This is a genomic window from Streptomyces sp. NPDC049879 (genome assembly GCF_044461265.1).
Classification (GTDB): Bacteria; Actinomycetota; Actinomycetes; order Streptomycetales; family Streptomycetaceae; genus Streptomyces.
Map to the genome: position 1 here is coordinate 375,925 of NZ_JBITKT010000001.1, position 21,920 is coordinate 397,844.

General features: G+C 74.0%; 19 protein-coding genes. 11 read left to right on the forward strand and 8 right to left on the reverse strand.

What is annotated here, in order from left to right; translation table 11 throughout:
* Positions 1–17 precede the first annotated feature (17 nt).
* The 5 genes from ACIBPC_RS01700 (at position 18) to ACIBPC_RS01720 (ending at position 5,301) form a co-directional block, all read left to right on the forward strand.
* Positions 18–1,322, forward strand: coding sequence for a helix-turn-helix domain-containing protein (locus ACIBPC_RS01700; RefSeq protein WP_398840536.1), 1,305 nt, complete (start codon positions 18–20; stop codon positions 1,320–1,322).
* Between the two features lie 152 nt (positions 1,323–1,474).
* Positions 1,475–2,197 carry an SGNH/GDSL hydrolase family protein gene (locus ACIBPC_RS01705; protein ID WP_398840537.1) on the forward strand — a complete coding sequence of 241 codons (723 nt, stop codon included), beginning with the start codon at positions 1,475–1,477 and terminating at the stop codon, positions 2,195–2,197.
* A 216-nt stretch (positions 2,198–2,413) separates the two neighbouring features.
* Entirely contained in the window at positions 2,414–3,244 is an 831-nt protein-coding gene (locus tag ACIBPC_RS01710; protein WP_398840539.1) for an SDR family NAD(P)-dependent oxidoreductase, read from the forward strand.
* Positions 3,241–4,185 (forward strand): oxidoreductase, encoded by a 945-nt coding sequence (locus ACIBPC_RS01715; RefSeq protein WP_398840541.1) that lies wholly within the window; start codon positions 3,241–3,243, stop codon positions 4,183–4,185. Before ACIBPC_RS01710 ends, ACIBPC_RS01715 begins: the two co-directional genes overlap by 4 nt.
* A gap of 213 nt (positions 4,186–4,398) precedes the next feature.
* Positions 4,399–5,301, forward strand: a complete 903-nt coding sequence (locus tag ACIBPC_RS01720) for a putative protein N(5)-glutamine methyltransferase (RefSeq protein WP_398840543.1) — start codon at positions 4,399–4,401, stop codon at positions 5,299–5,301.
* On the opposite strand, the gene ACIBPC_RS01725 is transcribed toward ACIBPC_RS01720, so the two are convergent.
* Positions 5,270–5,593, reverse strand: a complete 324-nt coding sequence (locus tag ACIBPC_RS01725; protein WP_362964632.1) for a hypothetical protein — start codon at positions 5,591–5,593, stop codon at positions 5,270–5,272. The two genes, ACIBPC_RS01720 and ACIBPC_RS01725, sit on opposite strands and share 32 nt — an antisense overlap.
* Before the next feature lie 748 nt (positions 5,594–6,341).
* On the reverse strand, positions 6,342–6,932 hold the full coding sequence (locus tag ACIBPC_RS01730; protein WP_398840545.1) for a TetR/AcrR family transcriptional regulator: 591 nt from the start codon (positions 6,930–6,932) through the stop codon (positions 6,342–6,344).
* Positions 6,933–7,058: 126 nt separating this feature from the next.
* Here ACIBPC_RS01730 and ACIBPC_RS01735 point away from each other — a divergent pair, with 126 nt between their 5' ends.
* Positions 7,059–8,510 (forward strand): DHA2 family efflux MFS transporter permease subunit, encoded by a 1,452-nt coding sequence (locus ACIBPC_RS01735; RefSeq protein WP_398840547.1) that lies wholly within the window; start codon positions 7,059–7,061, stop codon positions 8,508–8,510.
* A 45-nt stretch (positions 8,511–8,555) separates the two neighbouring features.
* Here ACIBPC_RS01735 and ACIBPC_RS01740 read toward each other — a convergent pair whose 3' ends face one another.
* Positions 8,556–9,092 carry a GrpB family protein gene (locus tag ACIBPC_RS01740; RefSeq protein ID WP_398840549.1) on the reverse strand — a complete coding sequence of 179 codons (537 nt, stop codon included), beginning with the start codon at positions 9,090–9,092 and terminating at the stop codon, positions 8,556–8,558.
* A gap of 166 nt (positions 9,093–9,258) precedes the next feature.
* Between ACIBPC_RS01740 and ACIBPC_RS01745 the strand changes: the two genes are divergently transcribed.
* Both ACIBPC_RS01745 and ACIBPC_RS01750 read left to right on the forward strand, forming a co-directional pair.
* On the forward strand, positions 9,259–11,532 hold the full coding sequence (locus ACIBPC_RS01745; protein ID WP_398840551.1) for a hypothetical protein: 2,274 nt from the start codon (positions 9,259–9,261) through the stop codon (positions 11,530–11,532).
* Positions 11,533–11,654: 122 nt separating this feature from the next.
* On the forward strand, positions 11,655–13,196 hold the full coding sequence (locus ACIBPC_RS01750) for a bifunctional phosphatase PAP2/diacylglycerol kinase family protein (protein WP_398840552.1): 1,542 nt from the start codon (positions 11,655–11,657) through the stop codon (positions 13,194–13,196).
* An 8-nt stretch (positions 13,197–13,204) separates the two neighbouring features.
* Here ACIBPC_RS01750 and ACIBPC_RS01755 read toward each other — a convergent pair whose 3' ends face one another.
* From ACIBPC_RS01755 to ACIBPC_RS01775, 5 genes are all read right to left on the reverse strand, one after another.
* Positions 13,205–14,026 (reverse strand): ABC transporter ATP-binding protein, encoded by an 822-nt coding sequence (locus ACIBPC_RS01755; RefSeq protein WP_362964620.1) that lies wholly within the window; start codon positions 14,024–14,026, stop codon positions 13,205–13,207.
* Positions 14,023–15,078 carry an iron chelate uptake ABC transporter family permease subunit gene (locus ACIBPC_RS01760; protein ID WP_362964618.1) on the reverse strand — a complete coding sequence of 352 codons (1,056 nt, stop codon included), beginning with the start codon at positions 15,076–15,078 and terminating at the stop codon, positions 14,023–14,025. The genes ACIBPC_RS01755 and ACIBPC_RS01760 overlap by 4 nt, the downstream gene beginning before the upstream one ends.
* Positions 15,075–16,112, reverse strand: coding sequence for a FecCD family ABC transporter permease (locus ACIBPC_RS01765; RefSeq protein ID WP_398840554.1), 1,038 nt, complete (start codon positions 16,110–16,112; stop codon positions 15,075–15,077). The genes ACIBPC_RS01760 and ACIBPC_RS01765 overlap by 4 nt, the downstream gene beginning before the upstream one ends.
* Positions 16,112–17,182 carry an iron-siderophore ABC transporter substrate-binding protein gene (locus ACIBPC_RS01770; protein ID WP_398840556.1) on the reverse strand — a complete coding sequence of 357 codons (1,071 nt, stop codon included), beginning with the start codon at positions 17,180–17,182 and terminating at the stop codon, positions 16,112–16,114. Before ACIBPC_RS01770 ends, ACIBPC_RS01765 begins: the two co-directional genes overlap by 1 nt.
* A gap of 87 nt (positions 17,183–17,269) precedes the next feature.
* Positions 17,270–18,379, reverse strand: a complete 1,110-nt coding sequence (locus tag ACIBPC_RS01775) for a damage-control phosphatase ARMT1 family protein (RefSeq protein ID WP_362964612.1) — start codon at positions 18,377–18,379, stop codon at positions 17,270–17,272.
* 272 nt (positions 18,380–18,651) lie between these two features.
* Here ACIBPC_RS01775 and ACIBPC_RS01780 point away from each other — a divergent pair, with 272 nt between their 5' ends.
* From ACIBPC_RS01780 to ACIBPC_RS01790, 3 genes are all read left to right on the forward strand, one after another.
* Positions 18,652–19,032 carry a hypothetical protein gene (locus ACIBPC_RS01780; RefSeq protein ID WP_398840558.1) on the forward strand — a complete coding sequence of 127 codons (381 nt, stop codon included), beginning with the start codon at positions 18,652–18,654 and terminating at the stop codon, positions 19,030–19,032.
* 30 nt (positions 19,033–19,062) lie between these two features.
* Positions 19,063–19,497 (forward strand): hypothetical protein, encoded by a 435-nt coding sequence (locus tag ACIBPC_RS01785; protein ID WP_398840560.1) that lies wholly within the window; start codon positions 19,063–19,065, stop codon positions 19,495–19,497.
* A gap of 123 nt (positions 19,498–19,620) precedes the next feature.
* The gene (locus ACIBPC_RS01790; protein WP_398840562.1) at positions 19,621–21,885 is read left to right on the forward strand and encodes a glycosyl hydrolase; all 2,265 of its coding nucleotides are present in this window, start codon (positions 19,621–19,623) and stop codon (positions 21,883–21,885) included.
* Positions 21,886–21,920: the final 35 nt, after the last annotated feature.

Genomic DNA, 21,920 nt, shown 5'->3' on the forward strand with positions numbered 1-21,920 from the left:
GAGTAGGGGCTTACGCCATGCAGCGTGCCGACAGGATCTCGCAGGGCCATCTGGACAGATTCGGCGCTGCGCTGCGCCGCAGACGGGAACAGGAGGGCATCTCGCTGCGGCGGCTCGCCGCACTCGCCGCGTACAGCCCCGGCTGGCTCAGCAAGGTGGAGAACGGCCTCGCCCGGCCCACACTCCAACTCGCCGAGGCATGCGACCGCGTCCTCGCCGCCGACGGTGAACTCACCGCGCTCGCCCGCGTCACACTCGCCGGGGTCACCTGGTCCTTCCCGCCCGCCCAGCTCCCGCCGGGCGACGGCGCGGCCTTCGTCGGCCGAGCCGGCGAACTCCGCGCCCTCGACCGCATGCTGGACCGCGCCGAGGAGAACGACGCACCCTTCACTGTCGTCGTCGACGGCGCCCCCGGCACCGGCAAGACCTCCCTCGCACTGCGCTGGGCCCACAGCGTCAGGGACCGCTTCCCCGACGGCGTCCTCCACGCCGACCTCCTCGGCTACGGACCGGACACCGCCCCCGCGGAACCCGCCCGGATACTCGCCGGATTCCTCATCGCCTTCGGCGTCCCCACCGCCAGCCTCCCCGCCGAACCGGCCCAGCTCGCCGCCGTGTTCCGCAGCCTCGTCGCCGGACGCCGCGTCCTCGTCGTCCTCGACGACGCCGCCGACACCCGGCAGGTCCGCGCACTCCTGCCCACCGCGCCCGGCAGCGCGGCCGTCGTCACCTCACGACGCCGCCTCACCGGCCTCGGCGGCATCGCCCGCCTCCCGCTCGGCCCCCTCACCCCCGCGGACTCCATCACGCTCCTCCAAGCCGCTGTCGGCGCACCCCGCGTCGCCGCCGAACCCGCCTCGGCACGCTTCCTCGCCTACGCCTGCGGACACCTCCCGCTCGCCCTGCGCATCGCCGCCGAACGCCTCGCCGCCGGACCCCACCGCATGCTCCGCACCCTCGCCGCCGACCTGGCCGACCCCATGGGCCGCCTCGACGCCCTCGCCGACGGCGAGGACCGCCAGTGCGCCGTCCGCTCGGTCTTCGACACCTCCTACCACCGGCTGACCGGCGAAGCCGCCCTCCTCTTCCGGCTGCTCGGCGGCGAGACACGCGCCGAAGTCACCGTCATGGACGCCGCGCTCCTCAGCCGCCGCCCCGTCGCCCAGGTCAGGCGCACCCTGGAGACCCTCGCCAACGAGCACCTGATCGTCGAGACGGGACCCGAGCGCTACCGCGTCGAAGGACTCCTGCGCCTCTACGCCATGGAGCACGCCGCACGGGCCCGCCGCGCGCTCGACCGCGGCCGGCTCGCCCGCGCCTGACACGTCCGGGCGGCGGCCGCGCGAGCCGCCCGCGGTTGACACGCTCCCGGCATGGGCAGTCCTCCAGATGCCGCCGGACCTCGGGGCTGGACGCGGACCACGGGACGGTCCGCGTACCCGGCGGTGGACCTCCGCCTGCCCGGGAGACCTCCATGGCCCTCACGCACGCCCCCGCCGCGCCGCGCCGACTGCTCGGCGCCGCCCTCGCGTTCCTCCTCGCCCTCGCCGCCACCCTCACCGCCACCACACCCGCACGCGCCGACGACCCCGTCCGCATCATGCCCCTCGGCGACTCCATCACCGGCTCCCCCGGCTGCTGGCGCGCGCTGCTGTGGCAGGACCTCCAGAACACCGGCCACACCGACATCGACTTCGTCGGCACCCTCGGCGCACAGGGCTGCGGCTTCCCCTACGACGGGGAGAACGAGGGCCACGGCGGCATCCTCGCCACCAACATGGCCGACCAGAACCAGCTCCCGGCCTGGCTCGCCGCCACCCACCCCGACATCGTCCTCATGCACCTCGGCACCAACGACGTGTGGAGCAACCGGTCCACGTCGGCCATCCTCGCCGCCTACACCACCCTCGTCGGCCAGATGCGGGCCGACAACCCGCAGGTCACCGTACTCGTCGCGCAGATCATCCCCATGGCCCCCGCGGGCTGCGCCGCCTGCGCGCAGCGCGTCGTGGACCTGAACGCGGCGATACCCGGCTGGGCGGCGGGCATCAGCACCGCGCAGTCGCCCGTCACCGTCGTCGACCAGTGGACCGGCTTCAGCACCTCCGCCGACACCGGCGACGGCGTCCACCCCGACGACTCGGGCATCCGCAAGATCGCCGACCGCTGGTACCCGCCCCTGACCGCCGTCCTCTGACACCCCGTCCCACCCGGCCCGCCGCCGCTCCTCCCGGAGCGGCGGCGGGCCTGTCGCCGTTGCCCGCCCACCCCATCGGGCATAAAGTCCGGATCGTCCCCACCCGTGCAGAAAGATCCGTGCCGGAAAGTCCGTCAGATCCCCGGCCCGCCACGGGCCCCCGGCCCCCCACCAGGCCCGGCACCCCGTGGACCGACGCGAAAGGCGCGCCCCCTCATGCCCCAGGTCTGGTTCGTCACCGGCAGCTCACGCGGCCTCGGCCGCGCGCTCGCCGAGGAGGTGCTCGCCGGCGGAGACCTGCTGGCCGCCACCGCCCGCACCCCCGACGCACTCGACGACCTGGTGGCACGGCACGGCGACCGCGTAAGGACCATCGGCCTCGACGTCACCGACCAGGACGCCGTCCGCGCCGCCGTCCAGGAGACCGTCGACACCTTCGGCACCCTCGACGTCGTCGTCAACAACGCCGGATACGCCGACCTCGCCCCCGTCGAGCACGCCACCGAGGACAGCTTCCGCGCACAGATCGAGACCAACTTCTTCGGCGTCTACCACGTCACCCGCGCCGCCCTCCCGTTCCTGCGCGCACGGCGCGGCGGACACATCGTGCAGGTCGCGTCCGTCGGCGGCCGCGTCTCCACACCCGGCCTCGCCGCCTACCAGAGCGCCAAATGGGCCGTCGAGGGATTCTCCGGCGTACTCGCCCTGGAGACCGCCCCGTTCGGTGTGAAGGTCACCGTCATCGAACCGGGCGGCCTGCGCACCGACTGGAGCGGCCCTTCCATGACCGTCGCCGACATCCCCGAGCCCTACCGGCCCACCGTCGGCACCGTCGCCGCACGCATGCGCACCGGGACCGGCCGCGAACCGGGCGACCCGGCCAAGGCCGCCCGCGTCATCCGCGAGGTGACGCGGATGGACGACCCGCCGCTGCGCCTCCTGCTCGGCGCCGACGCCTACGAGGTCGCCGGCCAGGCCGAACGCGCCCGCGCCGACAGCGACGCACGCCACCGCGACCTCGGCGTGTCGATCGCCTTCGACGCATGACCGGCTGGAGCGCGCGCACCCTGTCCGCCCTGCCCGACCTGTCCGGCCGCGTCGCCGTCGTCACCGGCGCGAGCGGCGGCATCGGCTTCGCCACCGCCCGGCAGCTCGTCGGCGCGGGCGCCGAGGTCGTCTTCGCCGGACGGGACGCCGAACGGACGCGCGCCGCCGCCGAACAGGCCAGCCGCGAAGTACCGGGCGCCCGCGTCCGCGCCGCCGCACTCGACCTCGCCGACCTCGCGTCGGTCGCCGCGTTCGCCGGGCACCTCACCGCCGAGGCCCGCGCCCTCGACCTGCTCGTCAACAACGCGGGCGTCATGAACCTCCCCGAGCGCCGCACCACACGCGACGGCTTCGAAGTCACCTTCGGCACCAACCACCTCGGCCACTTCGCCCTCACCGGACGGCTCCTGCCCCTGCTGCTCGCCGCCCGCGCGCCCCGGGTCGTCACGGTCAGCGCCCTCGTCGCCCGCAGCAGGCTGGCCCACCTCGACGACCCGCTCAGCGAGCACCGCTACCGCGGCATGACCGCCTACATCACCTCGAAACTCGCCAACGTGCTCTTCGCCCAGGAGCTTCAGCGCCGCGCCGACGCGGCGGGCGCCCCGCTGACCAGCGTCGCCGTCCACCCCGGCGCCAGCCTGACGGGACTCCAGCGGCACAGCTCACGCCTGGCCCAGGCGGTCGGCCGCGCCGGACTCGGCCGGGTCATCGGCCAGTCCGCCACCGCCGCCGCACTGCCCGCGCTCTACGCGGCCACCCTGCCCGGCATCAGGCCGGGCGGCTTCTACGGGCCCACCGGGCGCCTGGAGTGCCGGGGGACGCCGGGACCGGTCAAACCCCCGAAGGCCGCCGCCGATCCGGCGCGCGCCGGGGAACTCTGGCGGATGTCGGAACGGCTCACCGGCGTCACCTACCCCTGGCCCGCCTCGGATCCCGCCTGAGGGGAAGCACGGTGGGGGAGCGCGGCCCGGGGGCGCGTCGGATAGGGTGAGCGCCACTTCGCACACCGCGCGACCGAGGAGGTGAGACCCGTTTCCGGCAGGACCAGCAGTTCCGTACGGGTGTCTCCCTCCGGAGGACGACCGCGACCTGTGTGACCGGGCCGCGGGCGACCGGGGGACCACACCCCACGCCACCCCGGAAGGCCCCTTCCCATGCACGACCCCGCTTCCTCCGCTGCTTTCCCCCCGCCCCCCACCCCCTCCCCGACCCCCGCGCCCCCGCCCTCCCGTGACCCCTCCGCGCCGGGCGCCCCCGACCCGACCGTGGTCGCCACCCTCCGCGCCGCCGGCTGCGTCTTCGCCGAGGAGGAGGCCCTGCTCCTCGCCGAGGCCGCCGCGACCCCCGCCGAGCTGACCGCCCTCGCCGCCCGCAGGGCCGCCGGACTGCCCCTCGAACAGGTCGTGGGCTGGGCCGAGTTCCACGGCCTGCGGATATCGGTCGCGCCCGGCGTCTTCGTCCCGCGCCGCCGCACCGAACTGCTCGTCGCCGAAGCGGTACGGGCCGCCCCGCCCCGGCCCGTCGTCGTGGACCTGTGCTGCGGCTCCGGCGCCATCGCCGCCGCACTCGCCACCGCGCTCCGGCCGGCCGCACTGCACGCCGCCGACATCGACCCCGCCGCCGTCGCCTGCGCCCGCCGCAACCTCGCCCCCCTCGGCGGCCTCGTCCACGAGGGCGACCTCTTCACCGCCCTGCCCCCCGCACTGCGCGGCCGGGTCGACGTCCTCGCCGCCAACGTCCCCTACGTCCCCACCCGTTCCCTCCCGCTGCTGCCCACCGAGGCCCGGGACCACGAGCCGCCCGCCGCACTCGACGGGGGCACGGACGGCCTCGACGTCCTGCGCCGCGTGAGCGCCGCGGCCCCCGGCTGGCTGGCCCCGGGCGGGCGGCTGCTGGTCGAGACGAGCGAACACCAGGCGGACCGCGCCGCCGCGATCCTCGCCGCGGACGGACTCGCCCCGCGTGTGGTCCACGCGGAGGAGACCGCCGCGACGGTCGTGACGGGCACCAGGCCCGCCGCCGGGATCAGGCGCCCGGTGGCGAGAACTTCACACTGACGGCGGCGTCCGCCGTGAAGCCCTCGTTGGGCTGGACCGTCTGACCGCCGTACCGGCAGTTGCTGTCCACATAGAGCGTGGCCGGGAAGACGGTCTGGTTGAAGCCGCCGATCGCGGGCTCCTCGGGGTCCGACAGTTCGTAGCACAGGTGCGGCTCCGGATTGTCGACCACGCCGGTGTTGCCTCCGCCCGAGTACCACTCCAGGGTGCCGGTCCCCGCCTGCGCGGCGGAGACCGGTCCCCCGAGCGCGAGGACGAGGGCACCGGCCACCGTGCCGAGCGTGTGACGCATGCGCATTGCTGTTCTCTTCCGTTGCGTAGTCCAGACGGACAACGCCTGGCTACCCAGCGGACCCGTGCGTATGCGGCGGGTAACTCAACGGAGTGGCGGCGGGGGCGGTGCGGGTGACGGCTCGGGCCCGGGGTCGGGCGGCGGCTGCGGGTGGTCCGGCCCCGGCGTGGGCGGCACGGGCTCCGGCGGCGCCGGATCGGGGCCCGGCGGAGGCGTCGGCTTGGGCGGTACGGGTTCCGTCATACGCGTGACCATCCCCGGCGGGTGCCCTCGCGCCTCCGGCCCCAAACGGCACCCCAGTCGAAGCACGCCCACGGTCCCGCACGGACCGGCCAGGCCCTTGGCGGTGGCGCGAGCCCGGCGGCGCCGACGCCGGTTCCCCGCGGTGCCGGGCGGCATCCGCCGGCCAGTGGGCGGGGAACGGGGGAGGGGACGTCCCTTGCCTCGGCGGGAAGGCGGGGCGCGGGCGTCCCGGCTCGCCGGTGCACGGCGCGTCGTGCCGCCCGGACGGTGGTGACACGCCCGGGACCGCCCCCGGCGGGAACCACTCCCACCCGGCGAACCGGGGCGTCGCCCCGGCCCTTCCGCGCGCCTCCACCGGTGCCTCCAGCGGTGCTTCCATCGATACCTCCGGTGATGCCTTCCCCCACACATGCCGTGACTCAAGGTGACTGATCATGGGTTCACCGTAAGCGCTCCGTAGTTGCCGCGCCATCGCTCGTACGGGTGAAAGGAGCCCGGTGCCGGGTCAGGGCGCCTCCGGCGGGGTCCGCAGGCCGTCGCGCAGCACGGCGAGCAGGCGCGCGGCCCGGTCGGCGTCCGCTCTCGCCGTCGCCCAGCCGACCGCCTTTGCCGCCGTCAGCAGGTCGAGCGTGTCCACGTCGCGCCGCACCTCCCCGGCCTCCTGCGCACGGCGCAGCAGCGCGTCCACCGCCTCCGTCATCGCCCGGTAGGTGCCCGACACGTCCGAGCCATCGGGGCCGTCCTGGCCGTCCCGGTGCGCGGCGGTCAGCGTCTCGTCCGCCACCTGGCACCACACGCTCGCGCCCGCCGCGAACCGGTCGAACCAGTCGAGCAGCGCCTCGCCCGGCGTGTCACTCGCCGCCCCCCGCGCGGCGGCCTCCCGCAGCCCGTCGAGCCCCTCGCCGAGCGCCGCCTCCAACAAGGCTTCCCGCGTGGGGAAATGCCGGTACAGCGTGCCGATGCCGACCCCCGCGCGCCGTGCGATGTCCCGCAGGGAGGTGTCCATGCCCTCCTCCGCGAGGACCTGTCTCGCGACCGTCAGCAACGTCTCGCGATTGCGCCGCGCGTCGGCGCGCAGCGGCCCCGTCCCGGCCATGCGCATCTCCTTCCGCCCGCCCCGCTCCGCCTCGCCTTGCCAAGCGGAGCAGCGCTCCGTATATTTTCGGAGCATCGCTCCGCTTGCCTTGCCACCTCATCGTACGAAATGAGGCGAAGCCCTCCCATGCCCTTCTCCCCGGCCCTGCGCCGCATCCTCGTCGTGACGACCCTCGGGTCGTTCATGGCGTTCCTCGACTCCACCATCGTCAACGTCGCGCTCGGCCCGCTCGCCGGCACCATGGACGTCTCCCTCGGCACGATCCAGTGGACCGTGACCGCCTACCTGCTCGCACTCGCCGCAGCCCTCCCGCTGTCCTCCTGGGCGGCGGCGCGCTTCGGCGCCCGGCGCGTCTTCCTCGTCTCCCTGTCGGCCTTCACCCTCGCCTCCCTCGCCTGCGGACTCGCCGACACCGCCGGTCAGTTGATCGCCTTCCGGGTGGCGCAGGGCGCCGCCGCGGCGGTCGCCACGCCCGTCGCGCAGATGATCGTGGTCCGCGCGGCGGGTCCCGCCATGATGGCGCGCGTGATGAGCGTCACCGGCGTGCCCACCGTCCTGGCGCCGATCGTCGGCCCGACGATCGGCGGGCTGCTGCTCGAACACGTCGGCTGGCGCTGGATCTTCCTGGTCAACGTGCCGCTGGGCGCCCTCACCGTCCTGCTCGCCCTGCGGCTGCTGCCCGCCGACACACCCGGCCGGGCCGAACGCCTCGACCTCACCGGCTTCGCGACCCTCGCCCTCGGCAGCGTCGCCCTGACCTACGGCCTCGCCCGCCTGGGCGAGCACGGCACCGGCGGCGGCGCCGCGTACCCGGCGCTCTGGGCGGCGGGCGGCGCACTGCTGCTCGCGCTCTTCGTCGCGCACGCCCTGCGCGCACCGCGCCCGCTGCTCGACCTGCGCCTGCACGCCCGCCCCGGCTTCGCCGCCGCCGCGCTGGCCAACTTCTTCCTCGGCGCGGTCATCTTCGGCGCGATCGTCCTGCTGCCGCTCTACTTCCAGACCACCCGGGGCGAGGACGCGGTGGCCACCGGCCTGCTCCTCATCCCGCAGGGCATAGGCGTGGCGCTCGCGATGGGCGCCGCCTCCCGCCTGATGGAACGTCTCGGCGGCGCGGGCCGCACCGCCGTCGCCGGAGGGCTGCTCAGCGTCGCGGCCACCATCCCGTTCGTCCTCATCGGCGCCGACACCCCCTACTGGCAGCTGCTGCTCACCACCGTCGTGCGCGGCTTCGGCATCGGCTCGATGGTCGTGCCGATCATGACGGCCGCCTACCAGCACGTGCCGCCGGCCGCGATCGGCGACGCGACGGTGCAGCTCAACGTCCTCCAGCGCGTCGCCGGTTCGCTCGCCACCGCCCTGCTCACCCTCCTGCTCCACGACGGCACGGGCGGCCCGGTCACCCCTGCGGACAGCGCGGCGGCGTTCGGGACGGCGTTCCGCTGGGTCCTCGTACTGGGCGCCTGCGCGACCGCCGCCGCCCTGCTGATGGCACGGATCGAACGGCGGACCCCCGCCGTCACCCCCGCACCTCCCGCCCCCGCACCCCCCGCCCCCGAGCCGACCCGCCCGGCGGCCTGACGCCCCCCACCGGGCGCCGCCCCCGCGAGGGACGGCGCCCGGCGCTCACTCCTCCCAGACCGACACGAGAGGCAGCCCCCGCGCCGCACGCTCCCGGTCCACCAGGCGCTGGATCAGCGCCGTCTTCCCCCGCGTGTACGCCATCCCGTCCGACTCCCCGGCCGCCAGACCGCGCTTCAGCGCCGCGTACTCCCCGGCCGCCTCCGGATGCGCCCGCAGATGGTCGCGCAGCAGCCGCTGGTTCCGCGTCGGCCAGCCGTCGAGCAGCACGACGTGCAGGTGATGGGTACGCACCCCGGCCGCGTCGTCGCGCGGGAAGAAGATCCGGTCCGGCATGCCCGCGTCCTCCCGCCGGTACCCGAGGGACGCGATCGCCGCCTCCCGCTCCGGCGTCACGTCGTCCAGCCGCTCCACGCACGCCATCAGGTCGATGACCGGCTTGGCCGCGAGCCCCGGCACCGACGTGCTGCCCACATGCTCGATCTCCGCGAACAGCCCGGGGGCCACCGCCCGCAGTTCCTCCACCGCCAGCGCGGCCCGTGCGGGCCAGCGCGGATCGTACTCACTTATCTCGATGCTCACCGGCCGAACCCTAACCCGCGGGGGTCCGCGCCGCGGCAGCCGTATGGGAAACGCCAACATCCGCGCCCTCTCCCGTGCGGAAAGCGTCAGGACCGCCGAAAGGCCCCCCGGGCCGTGCCTACGATGACGCCGCTCGCGAAAGGAAAAGCTGCGGAGAAAGGCCCGCGTGTCCGAGACGTATTTCACCCGGGACGATGTCCAGGAATCGGCGGGCGTCCGCCCCTGGGACGAAAGCCGGGAATTCTCCGCCGAGATCGATCCCGGCAGCATGGCCGAGACCGCCGCCCTCTACGCGCGTGCCGCCGCCGACGCGGGCAGCGCCGCCGGGCTCGCCGACCGCGCCACCGCCCTCGCCGCCGAGGCGGGCACGCTCGACGGCGCCGCCCTCGTCGACGCCGACGGCCGCGTGGACGCCACCGCCCTCGCGCTCGACGGCGCGGGCGAGGGCGTGGAGACCGTCGTCCGCCTCCTGGTCAGGGCCATGAACACGGCCGTCGACGCCGAGCACGACGTCGCCGCCCTCATCGAGGGCCCCGGCGGACTCGACGAGGCCTACGCCGCCCAGCTCGCGTCCGCCGACACCGCCGCGCGGATCTGCACCCCCGGGGGAGACGACGGCCCCCGCACGCCCGAGCAGATCAGGCGGCAGGCACTCGACACCGTCGCCGCCACCGCCCGCACCACACACGAGGCCATCGCCGACACCATCGCCGCCTACCGCGCCCGGCTCTCCGACTACGGCTGGGAATTACTGCGCGAAGGCCACGACCTCACCGGCCCCCTCGCCCTGTGGACCACCCCGGAAATGGCCGAATACGCCGCCGGGAAACTCGCCGAGGAATTGCGGCGCGACGACCCCGACCCCGACGCGCTCGCCCGGTGGACGGAAACACTCGAAGGCATCACGGACAGCGTCTACGGCAATTCCCTCGACCCCGGAGAACCCGCCCGCCGCCTCACCGGCACCGAACTCGCCTACCTCCGCCGCTACTGGGACGCCCTCGACCCCGGCACCCTCGCCGCCCTCGGCTCGCTCGACGGCTGGGCCGAGGCCAAGGTGCACGTCGCCAACAGCCTGGCCATGCTGCTCGACCCCGGCATCGGCGGCGGCACCGCCGTCCCCGCCGCCGTCCGCCCGTTCGTCCTCGACCACCGCGACAGCGACCTGTTCACGCAGCACGTGGCCAGCGGCCTGTTCCGCCACGCCCTGGAACGCTTCAACGCGGTCGCCGACGTCATCGGCTCGGCTACCGTCCCCACCGGCGACCGCTTCGCCGAGACCCTCGCCCACGCCGCCCTCGACATCCACGAACGCAGCACCCAGCAGTACGCCGTGAACTACCCCGGTCACGCCCTCCCCGACACCGGCAGCAGCGACCTCCTCACCGCCGCCGCGCTCAACGACCGCACCGCCGCCGCCCTCCTCACCGACGACGACTTCCGCGTCCGCCTCCTCTCCCAGAGCTGGGAGGACAGCACGGGCGCCGGAGCACTGATCAGGAGCGGCACCACCCTCCCGCCCGGCATGGACCGCACCTCACCCGCCGCCGACCCGTACGCCGACGCCGCCCGCGACGTGCTGTCCTTCGCCGCCACCCACCAGGACACCGTGCTCGGCCACGGCCCCTCCGCGCTCGCCGCCCTGGGCGACGCCGACCACACCCCCCTCCAGGCCGCACTCGCCGACACCGCCCTGGCCCACATGCCCGACGTCGCGGGCTACGGCGACCACCCCCTGCCGGAGAAGGAGCGCTACGGCGTCTTCTCCCTCATGGCCCAGGCCGACCCCGCCGTCAACGAGGGCTTCAAGGCAGGCGTCAACAGCCTCCAGTACGCCATGGCCTACGGCTACTACGCCGACATCCCCGGCGCGATGGGCGGCACCAACACGTTCGAGACCATCGGCAATCTCACCCGCCTCGTCAACTGGGGCGAACACGAGGCGATCGACAACGCCACGGGCGACACCCGCGCACGCCTCACCTCCGACCTCACCAAGTCCTCCATCGGCGGCGCGCTCTGGGCCGCCAGCGTGCCGCCCGGTCCCCAGCAGCTGCCCCTCGGCCTCATCGCCGCGGGCTACTCGGCCGCCGTCCCCGTCCTCCCCGGCTACACCGCCCAGGCCCCCGCCGCCCACACCGACTACGACCTGTCCGAAGGCTTCGTCAACGAGCAGGTCACCGCCCACACCATCGCCTCCGCCGCCGCCCAGGCCCACGCGGAGGGCACCCTCCGCGCCACCTACCCCCACGGCGGCGCCCCCGCCGAGGTCGCCCCGCTGGACACCGACCTCTACGCGACGGCCGGGGCCGTCCCCGACCGACGGCTCAACGACACCGGCGACCGCCTCGGCGTCGCCGACGACTGGCGCACGGCGGGCGTCTCCCCGTACCGCTACGTCCCCGCCCACACCCCCGACGACCCCCGCGCACACCCCTGATCCGGCAGCCCGGCCCCGCGCGCCGAAAAATCCGGTCATGCCGGACGCACGCCGGGGTAAGCGCCGCTGTACGAGGTCCGCGTCCGCCACGCGCGGGCCCGCGAAGACGGAGGTCAGCGCCCATGACACGCCTCAGCCGCCTGGACCGCCGGGTGTTCGAACGGGTCGCCGCCGCCCACCCGCCACTGGTGCAGGCCGTCCTTCCCCGGCTCAGCCACGCCGCCGACCACGGCCGCCTGTGGCTCGCCACCGCGGCCGCCATGGCCGCCACCGGCGACCGCTCCGCCCGCCGCGCCGCGGGCCGCGGCGTCGTCGCGCTCGGCCTCGCGTCCCTGACGACCAACACCGTGATCAAGTACGTCGCCCGCCGCCGCCGCCCGCTGATCGACAGCGTGCCGCTCGCCCGGCGCCTGGCACGCCAGCCGCACACCAGCTCGTTCCCCTCAGGCCACTCCGCGTCCGCCGCCGCGTTCGCCACCGGCGTGGCCCTGGAGTCACGGCGGCACGGCGCGCTCGTCGCCCCCATCGCCGCCGCCGTCGCGTTCTCCCGCATCTACGTCGGCGTGCACTACCCCGGCGACGTCGTCGCGGGCCTCGTCCTCGGTGTCGGCGCCGCCATGGCCACCGGCCGCGTGTGGCCGCGCCGCTCCGTCATCCGCCTCGTCCACCACAGCGCCCCCGCGCCGTCCCTTCCCGAGGGCGAGGGCCTGGTCGTCGTCGTGAACGGCGGCGCGGGCACCGAGAGCGCCACCGTCACCGCCGACCGCCTCCGCACCCTCCTCCCCAAGGCCGAGATCGTCGAACGCGACCCCGCCGCCGCAGACGGCGACGGTGAAGGCGAAGGCAACGACCTCGTCGCCCTCCTCACCGAGGCCGCGGGCCGCGCCACCGCCCTCGGCATCTGCGGCGGCGACGGCAGCGTCAACGCCGCGGCGGCCGTCAGCGCCGACCACGGCCTGCCCCTCGCCGTCTTCCCCGGCGGCACCCTCAACCACTTCGCGCTCGACAACGGCCTGCGCCGCTTCGAGGACACCGTCGCCGCCGTCCACCAGGGCGAGGCCGTCTCCGTGGACCTCGCCCGCATCCGCCCCACCGCGGGCGCCCAGGGCGAGACACGGCACTTCCTCAACACCTTCAGCATCGGCCTCTACCCCGACCTCGTCCGCGCCCGCGAGTCCCTCCAGCGGCACTCCCCGCTCGGCCGCCTCGGCAAGTGGCCCTCGGCCGCCCTCTCCCTCGCCCGCGTCCTGCGCACCGCCCAGCCCGTCGAGATGGAGGTCAACGGCCGCCCCCACCGGCTGTGGCTGATCTTCGCGGGCAACGGCCTCTACTCACCCGAGGGCTTCGCCCCCTCCCACCGCACCCAGCTCGACGACGGCCTCCTCGACGTCCGCACCGTCGCCGCCGACAAACCGTTCGCCCGCACCCGCGTCACCCTGTCCGTCCTCACGGGCACACTCGGCACCTCCCGCGTGTACGCCGCCGCCCGCCTGCCCCGCCTGCGCCTCGCCGGACTGCACGACGGCTGCACCCTCGCGTACGACGGCGAAGCCGGGCCCGCCCCCGCCTCGCTGCTGCTCGACAAACGCCCCGGCGCCCTCACCGTCTACCGGCCCGCGGGCGTGGACGCCGACCTGATCCCCGGCGCCCGCGCCACCCTCTGACGACTGACTCAGCGCGCCGCGCCGCTCGCCGTCTCCTCCGCCGCGTACCGCTCGTGCGGCACCACCATCGGCGTCCCCGTCCGCGGATCGGGCACGATGTCGCACGCCAGCCCGAAGACCTCCCCGACCAGCTCCGCCGTCAGCACCTCGTCCGGCGCCCCCTGCGCCACGATCCGCCCCGCGTCCATCACCACCAGGTGCGACGCGAACCGCGCCGCCTGGTTCAGGTCGTGCAGCACCGCGACGACCGTACGCCCCTCCCGGTGCAGTTCCGCGCACAGCTCCAGCAGGTCGTACTGGTGCGCGATGTCCAGGAACGTCGTCGGCTCGTCCAGCAGCAGCAGCTCCGTCTGCTGCGCCAGCACCATCGCGATCCACGCACGCTGCCGCTGCCCGCCCGACAGCTCGGTCACCGTCGCGTCCGCCAGCCCCGCGAGACCCGTCCGTTCAAGGGCCTCACCGATCGCCGCGTCGTCGTCCGGCGACCACTGCCGCAGCAGCGAGTGGTGCGGATACCGGCCGCGCCGCACGAGCCCCCGCACGCTGATGCCGTCCGGCGCGATCGGGCTCTGCGGCAGCAACGCCACATGCCGCGCCGCCTCCTTGCCCCGGTAGGAGTGGATGTCCCTGCCGTGCAGCAGCACCTCGCCCGCGACCGGCTTCACCGCACGCGCGAGGGCCTTCACCAGCGTCGACTTGCCACACCCGTTCGGCCCGATGACCATCGTCAGCCCGCCGTGCGGGACATCCAGGTCCAGGTCACGCACGACGGGCTCCCCGCCGCCGTACCCGATGGTCACCCCACGGGCGCTCAGCCCCTTGGCGGTCACAGGCTCCCCCTTCTCCATTCACGGGTCAGCAGCCACCCGAGGTACACCCCGCCGATGGCCATGGTCCAGATCCCCACCGGCAGACTGTCGTCGACCGGCGACTGCTGCGCCGCCAGGTCGGCCAGGACGAGCAGCAGCGCGCCCGTCAGCGTCGCCAGCGCCAGGTGCGCGCCCGTGCCCCGGGTGAGGCGGCGCGCGATCTGCGGCGCGGTCAGCGAGATGAACGCGATCGGCCCGGCGACGGTGACCGCCCCGGCCGACAGCACGATCGACAGGACCACGGCGAACACCCGCGTACGCTGCGGCTCCGCGCCCAGCGCGTCCGCGAGTTCGTCGCCCATCTCGCCGATCTCCACGCGCCGCCCGATCAGCAGCGCCAGCGGCACCGCGACGAGCAGCACCACCCCGATCGTCCCCGCGTCGCTCCACGACCGCGCCGCCAGGCTGCCGTTGACGTACGCCGTCAGCACCGTCGCCTTGTCACGCTCGACGGCGTACACCACGTACTGCGTGAACGCCGTCGCCATCGCCGCGACGCCGATCCCCGCCACCACGAGCCGCCCCGGATTGCGGAAACCACTGCCCGTCGACACGTACACCAGCACCATCGCCGCCGTCGCCCCCGCAAGGGCCCCCAGCGGCACCGGCACCCCGCCCGGCATCATCAGCGCCACCACGGCCGCCCCCGCGCCCGCGCCCGACGCCAGCCCGATCACATCCGGACTCCCCAGCGGATTGCGCGTCACCGACTGGAACAGCGCACCCGACAGCCCGAGCGCCGCACCCGTCCCGATCGCCACCACGAGCCGCGGCCCCCGCAACCGCTCGATGACGAACGCGTCCTTCCCGTCCGCCCCGCCCATGACCGCCGACGGCAGATCCGCCAGCGGAATGCCCAGCCTCCCCATCGACAGCGTCGCCGCCGACGCCACCACCAGAAGCAGCAACACCCCCGCGCCCACCACCAACTGCGCACGCCGCACCGGCAGCGCCACACCCGGCCCGAGCCGCACCACACCACGCGGCCTGGCCGTCTCCCGCTGGAGCGTCATGCCGTCCCCTTCATCCTGCGCACCGCGTACAGCAACGCCGGCGCCCCCACGAACGCGGTGACGACACCGACCATCAACTCCTGCGGACGCAACACCACCCGCCCCACCACATCCGCCAACAGCAGCAGCGACGGCCCGAGCACCGCCGAGAACACGATCTGCGCCCTGAAGTCCACGCCCGCCAGCGTCCGCGCCACATGCGGCACGGCAAGCCCCACGAACGCGATCGGCCCCACCGCCGCCGTCGCCGCCGCGCACAGCAGCGTCGCCGCCACAAGACCGCCCGCCCGCATCAGCGCCGGGTTCGCCCCCAGCGACGACGCCGACTCGTCGCCGAGCGCCAGCGCGTTCAGCCCCGGCGCCAGCACCAGCGCCAGCACGAACCCCACGGCGGCGAACGGCAGGACGGACCACAGCACGTCCCAGTCACGCCCGCCCAACGCCCCCACCACCCAGTACCGGTAGCTGTCGAAAACGGTCGGCTTGCTCAACGTCACGGCCTGCACGTACGCCGCCATCACCGCCGACACCACCGCCCCCGCCAGCACCAGCCGCACGAGACTCCCGCCACCCCCCGCGGAACCCACCACATGCAGCACCACCCCCGCCAGCAGCGCCCCCGGCAGCGCCCACCACACCGTGGCCGCCTGCCCCGAGACCCCCAGGTACGCCGTCGCCGTCACCACACCGGCCGACGCCCCCGCGTTGATCCCCAACAGCCCCGGGTCCGCCAGCGGGTTACGCGTCACGCCCTGCATCAGCGTCCCCGCCACGGCCAGCGTCACCCCGGCCAGCACCCCCAGCGCCGTGCGCGGGTACCGGCTCTCCACCACCGTCGTCACATACGTGTCGGCGTCCCCGCGCCACACGTCCAGCACGTCACCCAGCGGCGTCGGCTTGCTGCCGAACATCACACTCGCCAGTACGGCCAGCGCCAGCAGCACCAGCCCGCACAACAGGTAGGACACACGCCGAGCGGTGCCCGTACGCGCGGTACGGGCACCGCTCGGCGCGGCGTCGATCGAAGTGGTCATCAGCCGATGGTGGTGACGGCCTCGTCGATGATGGGCAGGTAGCGGTCGATCACCCACGGCACGGTCAGCGGGTTGATGATCGACGACGCCGTGACGAACGACGTGTCGTCACTGGACACGATCCCGCCGCGCTCGACCGCCGGGATGGACGCGTACAGCGGCTGCGCCTCGATCTCCTGCCGGGTCTGCTCGTCGGTGTAGAAGGTGAACAGCAGGTCGCTGTCCGCGAGCTGGTCCGCGTTCTCCAGGCCGATCAGCGCCGAGTCGGTGCCCTCGGTCTCCTCGAACGTCTCCACCACCGGGTCCACGGTCAGGCCGAGCGACGACAGCATCCGCACACGCTGCTCGTCCGGCAGGAAGACGCCCAGCGTCCCCGGGCCCGACGTGTAGATGTACGAGAACGTCACGTCCGCGTACTCGGGCCGGGTCTCCGCCGCCTCGGCGAACTGCGTCTCGATGCCGTCGATCAGCGCCTGCCCCTCCTCGGGCTGCCCGAGCGCCTGCGCGATGATCTCGATCTGCTGGTCCCAGTCCGTGCTCCACGGCAGGTCCGGGTACGCGACCGTCGGGGCGATGTCGGAGAGGATCTCGTACTGCTCCTCCGTCACACCCGACCAGGGCGCGAGAATCACATCGGGCTCCAGCTCGATGATCGCCTCGAAGTCGATGTCCTCCGCGCCCGCGAACTGCGTCGGCAGCTCGTCGCCCGCCTCCGTCACCGCCTCGTGGATCCAGGGGAGGTAGCCGGTGTCGTCGCTGCCCCACTCGTAGCTCTCGATGCCGACCGGCGTGTGGCCCAGCGCGATCGCGGTCTCGGCCGAGCCCTGGCCGAGCGTCACGACGCGCTCCGGCTGCTCGGTGATCTCCGCCGTGCCGAGCGCGCTCTCGATGCTGACGGGGAACGCGCCCTCCTCCGCCGCCTGTCCGCCGTCCGCGCTCTCCTGCGCGCCGTCGTCCGCCGGGGACCCGTCGTCGTCCGACGAGCAGCCGGCGAGCACGAGGGTGAACGCGGCGGCGGTGGCCGTCAGGCCGATGGCCCGTCCACGGGCGCGGCGGAGACTGGAGGACATGCGGGTTCCTTGTCGGTCGGTGGCGGCGGGAACATCAGCTTAGGTAAGCCTCACCTTATCGTACGGTCCTCCCGCCGCCCCGCCCCCTCAGCCCCTGCGGCCCGGAACCGCCGTCTGCACCACGGCGTGGCGGCCGTTCGTCCGCCAGTCCGCCTCACCCGCGTCCAGCCGCCGCACCGTCTCCGCGCCGACGCCCGTCACCACGTCCGACTTCAGCGTCCGCAGCGCCGCCACCGGTGACGGGAACCACCCCGCCGCCGCCCCGAAGGGCGTCGACGGCGGCCACAGCAGATCCCCCACCAGGCGGCGGTAGTTGAGGTCGCCCTTCACGATCGTCAGCGCCATCCCCGCGAAGTCGTCGCGCAGCCCGGACGGCATGTCGTGGAAGGGCAGCGGCGCGCAGAAGAAAGGGTGCGCCCGCACCGTCAGCGTGCCGCCCGCCAGCGCGTCCCACAGCCGCCGCCCGACCGCCGCCGCCTCCGGCTTGTCCGCCGACCGCAACCGCCCCACCGCCGCCAGGACATCGGCGGTCGTCGCGTCGGACACGTAGTAGGGGCGCGGCTTCACGTGCAGGACCACGCGGTGGCGGGCGAGCAGTTCGTCGATCAGCACCAGGTCGGGCAGCAGCTCGCGGCCCGCGTTGTCCGCGACGAGCGCGACCGTGCAGCCCTCGGGGGCGCGGTCCACGACCTCCCACAGCGCCGCGCTGTCGTCGGCCAGCACGTCACCGGCCTCGCCGCCGCCCGAGCCCAGGTTGAAGCTGAGGTCCGCCTGGTTGCCCCACAGCGCCGACGAGACCAGTGCCGCACGCCGGTCGTCCCGCGACGCCTCCTTGAGCCGGCCGAGCGCCGACAGCTCCTCGTCCACCGCCGCACCGGCCAGCTCGGCCGCCTTCACCGGGCCGAACGGATCCACGCCGCGCCACGCCCCCGGCCCGAACCACCCCACCGCGCCCAGCAGCCGCCGGTAGAACCAGCTCTCCGCCCACAGGAACGGCGCCTCCCCCCACGGCCCGCCCCACAGCCCCTCGCCCCACGCCAGCCACTCGGCACGGTCGGGCGCGTCCTCGGCCGGGGGCGTCAGCACCCCGCCCACGCTCTCGTCCAGCAACCGCGCCAGCGCGTCCCGCACCCCGGGCCCGTACGGCAGCCCGTCCCGCACCTGCGCGATCAACCGGGGGTGCCGCTCGTGGAACACACTCCACGGAAAACTCCCCGGCCGATCCGCCCTGACCACCGGAACACCGACACCGACCACAGCGCCACACACCTCTCTCCCGACCCCCCACCACCTCCCCACCATCCTCCACCGCACACCACCCCTCACAGGGCGGACGCGCGGGCCGACTCTGAGGCATAGTCAGTGCGGCGCGTCGAAGGGGTGGGGATCCGCTGGCAGCGGCGGCGACACATGTCTGGGTGTGGCGGCGAGTCGGCGGCGTCCTGAGGGGAGGCGGAGCGATGGTCGGAATGGTGCTGTTCACCTTGCTCGTAGCCGGGTCGGTCTGGCCCAATGTGCTGCTGTGGCGGGACCGATCGATACGGGGCGTGCCGTTGGCCGATGTCATGGAGATGGGCTCGCTTGCGCTGCCCATCGGGACGCGGACCCGGCGTGGATTGGTCCGCGCGGGGCCGGTGATGTGCGCGGGGATGGGTCTTCTCACGGTGGCACTTTGGGTGTTCGAGTTCGTGTCAGGTGTGGATAATTTCCTGGTCCTGATATCGCTGTCCTTGCCGGTGCTCGCGCTGTGCGCCATCAGCATCGTGGTGTTCAACCGGCCGCGGATGTTGGTTCCGCCGCATCTGCGGGAGGACTTGGGAGCGTGGGCGGTGAAGCGGCAAGAACGGTGATCTCCGGGCCGGAACCGGGTGAGTGGAGAGGTGCTCGACGTGCCGGTCGGTGCGTTTCTGGCGACGCTGATGGTCCTCGGCCTGGTGTGGACAGACGTCCTGCTGTGGCGGGGAGCTGCCATCAAGGGGACCCCGATGGTGGAGATCCTTCATGTTTCCTACGGAATCTTCCCCCTGGCCGCCGGTCTGCGACGGGGGATGCGGCGGGCGAGCACCCTTACGCATGCCGGTATGGCGTGCGTACTGCCTGCCCTGTGGGTGCCCGACATGACCGGCGCCATGCTCGGCGTCACGGCGGGAGGGTTCGCGCTGTCGATGGCCTGCGCCGTGCCGATCGTGCTGTTCAACCGGCCGCGGTTTCTCGTCGCGCCGGTGTTCCGGGGGGAGCCGGGTGTGGTGCAGGCGTGGTTGCGGCGGCGGCGGAAGGCGCGGGTGGGGGAGAGGGTGGCGGATCAAGTTCCGTGACCGGGTGGGTGGTTCCGGGAATGTGCCGGGGGTGTTGACACAAAATTTACCCGTCCCTAAGTTCTGAACCGCATGTGAGAGCGCTCTCAGCACCGTCCCCCACCGGTAGCGAGGTATCAGAGCATGAGGCCCCCCACTTCCCGTTTCAGACGCGTCACACTCACGCTGACCGCCACGGCCACCGCGTTGGGCGGTGTCGCGCTGGTGCCGGGTTCGGCGTCGGCGGCCGAGATCCCGGTCGGCAGCGGCAGTTACTCGGACACCCGGCCCGCCGGGACCGTCGGCCCGCTGAACAACCAGGGCCAGCCCGTCACCCCGCAGGTCACCGACCGGATGGCCGGCGTGCCCGTGCCGACCAACGACTGGTGGTCGTCGCTCGTCTTCAAGCGGTACGCCGACAACCCGTACTCCCAGCCGATGTACGGCCACCCCCTCAGCTACCGCGCCGTCGCGGGCGGCCTCGAGGTCGGCTACCCGTCGCAGGCGGTCGTCAACGGCGGGTCGTTCGAGTACCCGCACCGCGCCGACCTCGTCCTCGGCGTCGACGGCCTCAACTCGCCCGACACCAAGGCGGACGGCTGGTCCGACTGGACCGTCAGCCCGTACTGGGAGGACGCCGGGCACACCTTCCGCGCCACCATCGGCCACGGCAGCCCGTACGTCTACGCCGAGGCCACCGGCGGCGCCGCGCGGATCACCACGTCGGGGACGCCCGAGGTGTTCGCCCAGGAGGGCAGCACCCTCGGCATCTCGGTCGGCGGCCACGACTACGCCCTGTTCGCGCCGGGCGGCAGCGCCTGGCAGGTCTCCGGCACGACGATCAGCGCCGACATCGGCGGCGACGGCTACTACTCCGTCGCCGTCCTGCCCGAGCGCGACGCCCTCGCCACGTACGAGCGGTACGCGTACAGCTTCGTCACCGGCTCGACCGTGGACTGGAACTACGAGCAGGGCGACGGCGCCGTCAGCGCCACGTACACCCTGCAGACCGAGGCCCGCGAGGGCACCGAGACAGGCACCCTCCAGGCCCTCTACCCCCACCAGTGGGGCTACGCGGCCGTCCCCCTGACCGACTGGGAGTACTCCTCGGCGCGCGGGGTGATGCGGGTGCGCGAGGGCGCGTCGTTCACCACCCGGCAGGACGTGACCGGCGTGCTGCCCGGACTGCCCGCGAGCGACGGGCCCGACCGGGCGACGCTGGCGCGCTTCGTGGACGAGGTGGCGGCGAGCGCCAACGTCGGTGTCGGGGACACGTACTGGAGCGGGAAGGCGTTCGGCCGGCTCGCGCAGGTCGTGCCGATCGCCGACCAGATCGGCGACACGCAGGCACGCGACCAGATCCTCGCCGCCATCAAGGCGCGCCTTGAGGAGTGGTTCACGGCGGGCGGCGAGACCGGCTTCGTGTACGACTCCGAGTGGCAGACGCTGACGGGCTACCCCGCCTCGTACGGCAGCGACCAGGAGCTCAACGACCACCACTTCCACTACTCCTACTACGTGCTGGCCGCCGCGATCGTCGCCCAGTACGACCCGGCGTGGGCGGCGGAGTCGGCGTGGGGCGGCATGGTCGAGGAACTGGTCGCCGACGCCGCCAACCCGGCGCGCGACGACGACCGCTACCCGTTCCTGCGCGGCTTCGACGTGTACGCGGGCCACAGCTGGGCGTCCGGCCACCAGGGCTTCGCGGCCGGCAACAACCAGGAGTCGTCCTCCGAGTCGATCAACCTCTCGGCGGGCCTGGTCCTGTGGGGCTCGGCGACGGGTGACACGGAGCTGCGCGACCTGGGGATCTACCTGCTGACGACCGAGTCGGAGGCGATCCGCCAGTACTGGTTCGACGGGGACGAGGAGAACTTCCCGGCCGACTACCAGCACAACACGGTCGGCATGGTGTGGAGCAACGGCGGCGCCCACGCGACCTGGTGGACCGGCAACCCGGAGGAGATCCACGGCATCAACGTCCTCCCGGTGACCGGCGGTTCGCTGCACCTGGCCCGCGACCAGGACGCCATCGACCGCAACCTGGAGGAGCTGGTCCAGGAGAACGGCGGCCCGCCCGTGGAGTGGAAGGAGATCCTCTGGGAGTTCCAGGCGCTCTCCGACCCGGCGGCGGCCCGCGCGGCGTACGACGGCGACGGCGGCGGCACGTACAACCCGGAGGCCGGCGAGTCCTGGGCGCACGTCTACCACTGGATCTACACCCTCGACGCCATCGGCCCGCCCGACGCCCTGATCACGGCCGACAGCCCGACGGCGGCGGCGTTCTCGGACGGCGGGACCGTCACCTACGCGGCGACCAACTACGCGGACACGGCGCAGAACGTGACCTTCGAGGACGGGACGGTGCTCACGGTGCCGCCGAACTCGTCGGTCAGCCAGACGGGTTGACCGGTCCGCCGACCGGCACCCGTACCCCCCACACG

What these genes read in the sequence shown, in the direction of transcription:
- ACIBPC_RS01700 (WP_398840536.1), top strand. Translation starts at nt 18, where the DNA reads ATGCAGCGTGCCGACAGGATCTCGCAGGGCCATCTGGACAGATTCGGC.
- ACIBPC_RS01705 (WP_398840537.1), top strand. Translation starts at nt 1,475, where the DNA reads ATGGCCCTCACGCACGCCCCCGCCGCGCCGCGCCGACTGCTCGGCGCC.
- ACIBPC_RS01710 (WP_398840539.1), top strand. Translation starts at nt 2,414, where the DNA reads ATGCCCCAGGTCTGGTTCGTCACCGGCAGCTCACGCGGCCTCGGCCGC.
- ACIBPC_RS01715 (WP_398840541.1), top strand. Translation starts at nt 3,241, where the DNA reads ATGACCGGCTGGAGCGCGCGCACCCTGTCCGCCCTGCCCGACCTGTCC.
- ACIBPC_RS01720 (WP_398840543.1), top strand. Translation starts at nt 4,399, where the DNA reads ATGCACGACCCCGCTTCCTCCGCTGCTTTCCCCCCGCCCCCCACCCCC.
- ACIBPC_RS01725 (WP_362964632.1), bottom strand. Translation starts at nt 5,593, where the DNA reads ATGCGTCACACGCTCGGCACGGTGGCCGGTGCCCTCGTCCTCGCGCTC.
- ACIBPC_RS01730 (WP_398840545.1), bottom strand. Translation starts at nt 6,932, where the DNA reads ATGGCCGGGACGGGGCCGCTGCGCGCCGACGCGCGGCGCAATCGCGAG.
- ACIBPC_RS01735 (WP_398840547.1), top strand. Translation starts at nt 7,059, where the DNA reads ATGCCCTTCTCCCCGGCCCTGCGCCGCATCCTCGTCGTGACGACCCTC.
- ACIBPC_RS01750 (WP_398840552.1), top strand. Translation starts at nt 11,655, where the DNA reads ATGACACGCCTCAGCCGCCTGGACCGCCGGGTGTTCGAACGGGTCGCC.
- ACIBPC_RS01760 (WP_362964618.1), bottom strand. Translation starts at nt 15,078, where the DNA reads ATGACGCTCCAGCGGGAGACGGCCAGGCCGCGTGGTGTGGTGCGGCTC.
- ACIBPC_RS01765 (WP_398840554.1), bottom strand. Translation starts at nt 16,112, where the DNA reads ATGACCACTTCGATCGACGCCGCGCCGAGCGGTGCCCGTACCGCGCGT.
- ACIBPC_RS01770 (WP_398840556.1), bottom strand. Translation starts at nt 17,182, where the DNA reads ATGTCCTCCAGTCTCCGCCGCGCCCGTGGACGGGCCATCGGCCTGACG.
- ACIBPC_RS01780 (WP_398840558.1), top strand. Translation starts at nt 18,652, where the DNA reads ATGGTGCTGTTCACCTTGCTCGTAGCCGGGTCGGTCTGGCCCAATGTG.
- ACIBPC_RS01790 (WP_398840562.1), top strand. Translation starts at nt 19,621, where the DNA reads ATGAGGCCCCCCACTTCCCGTTTCAGACGCGTCACACTCACGCTGACC.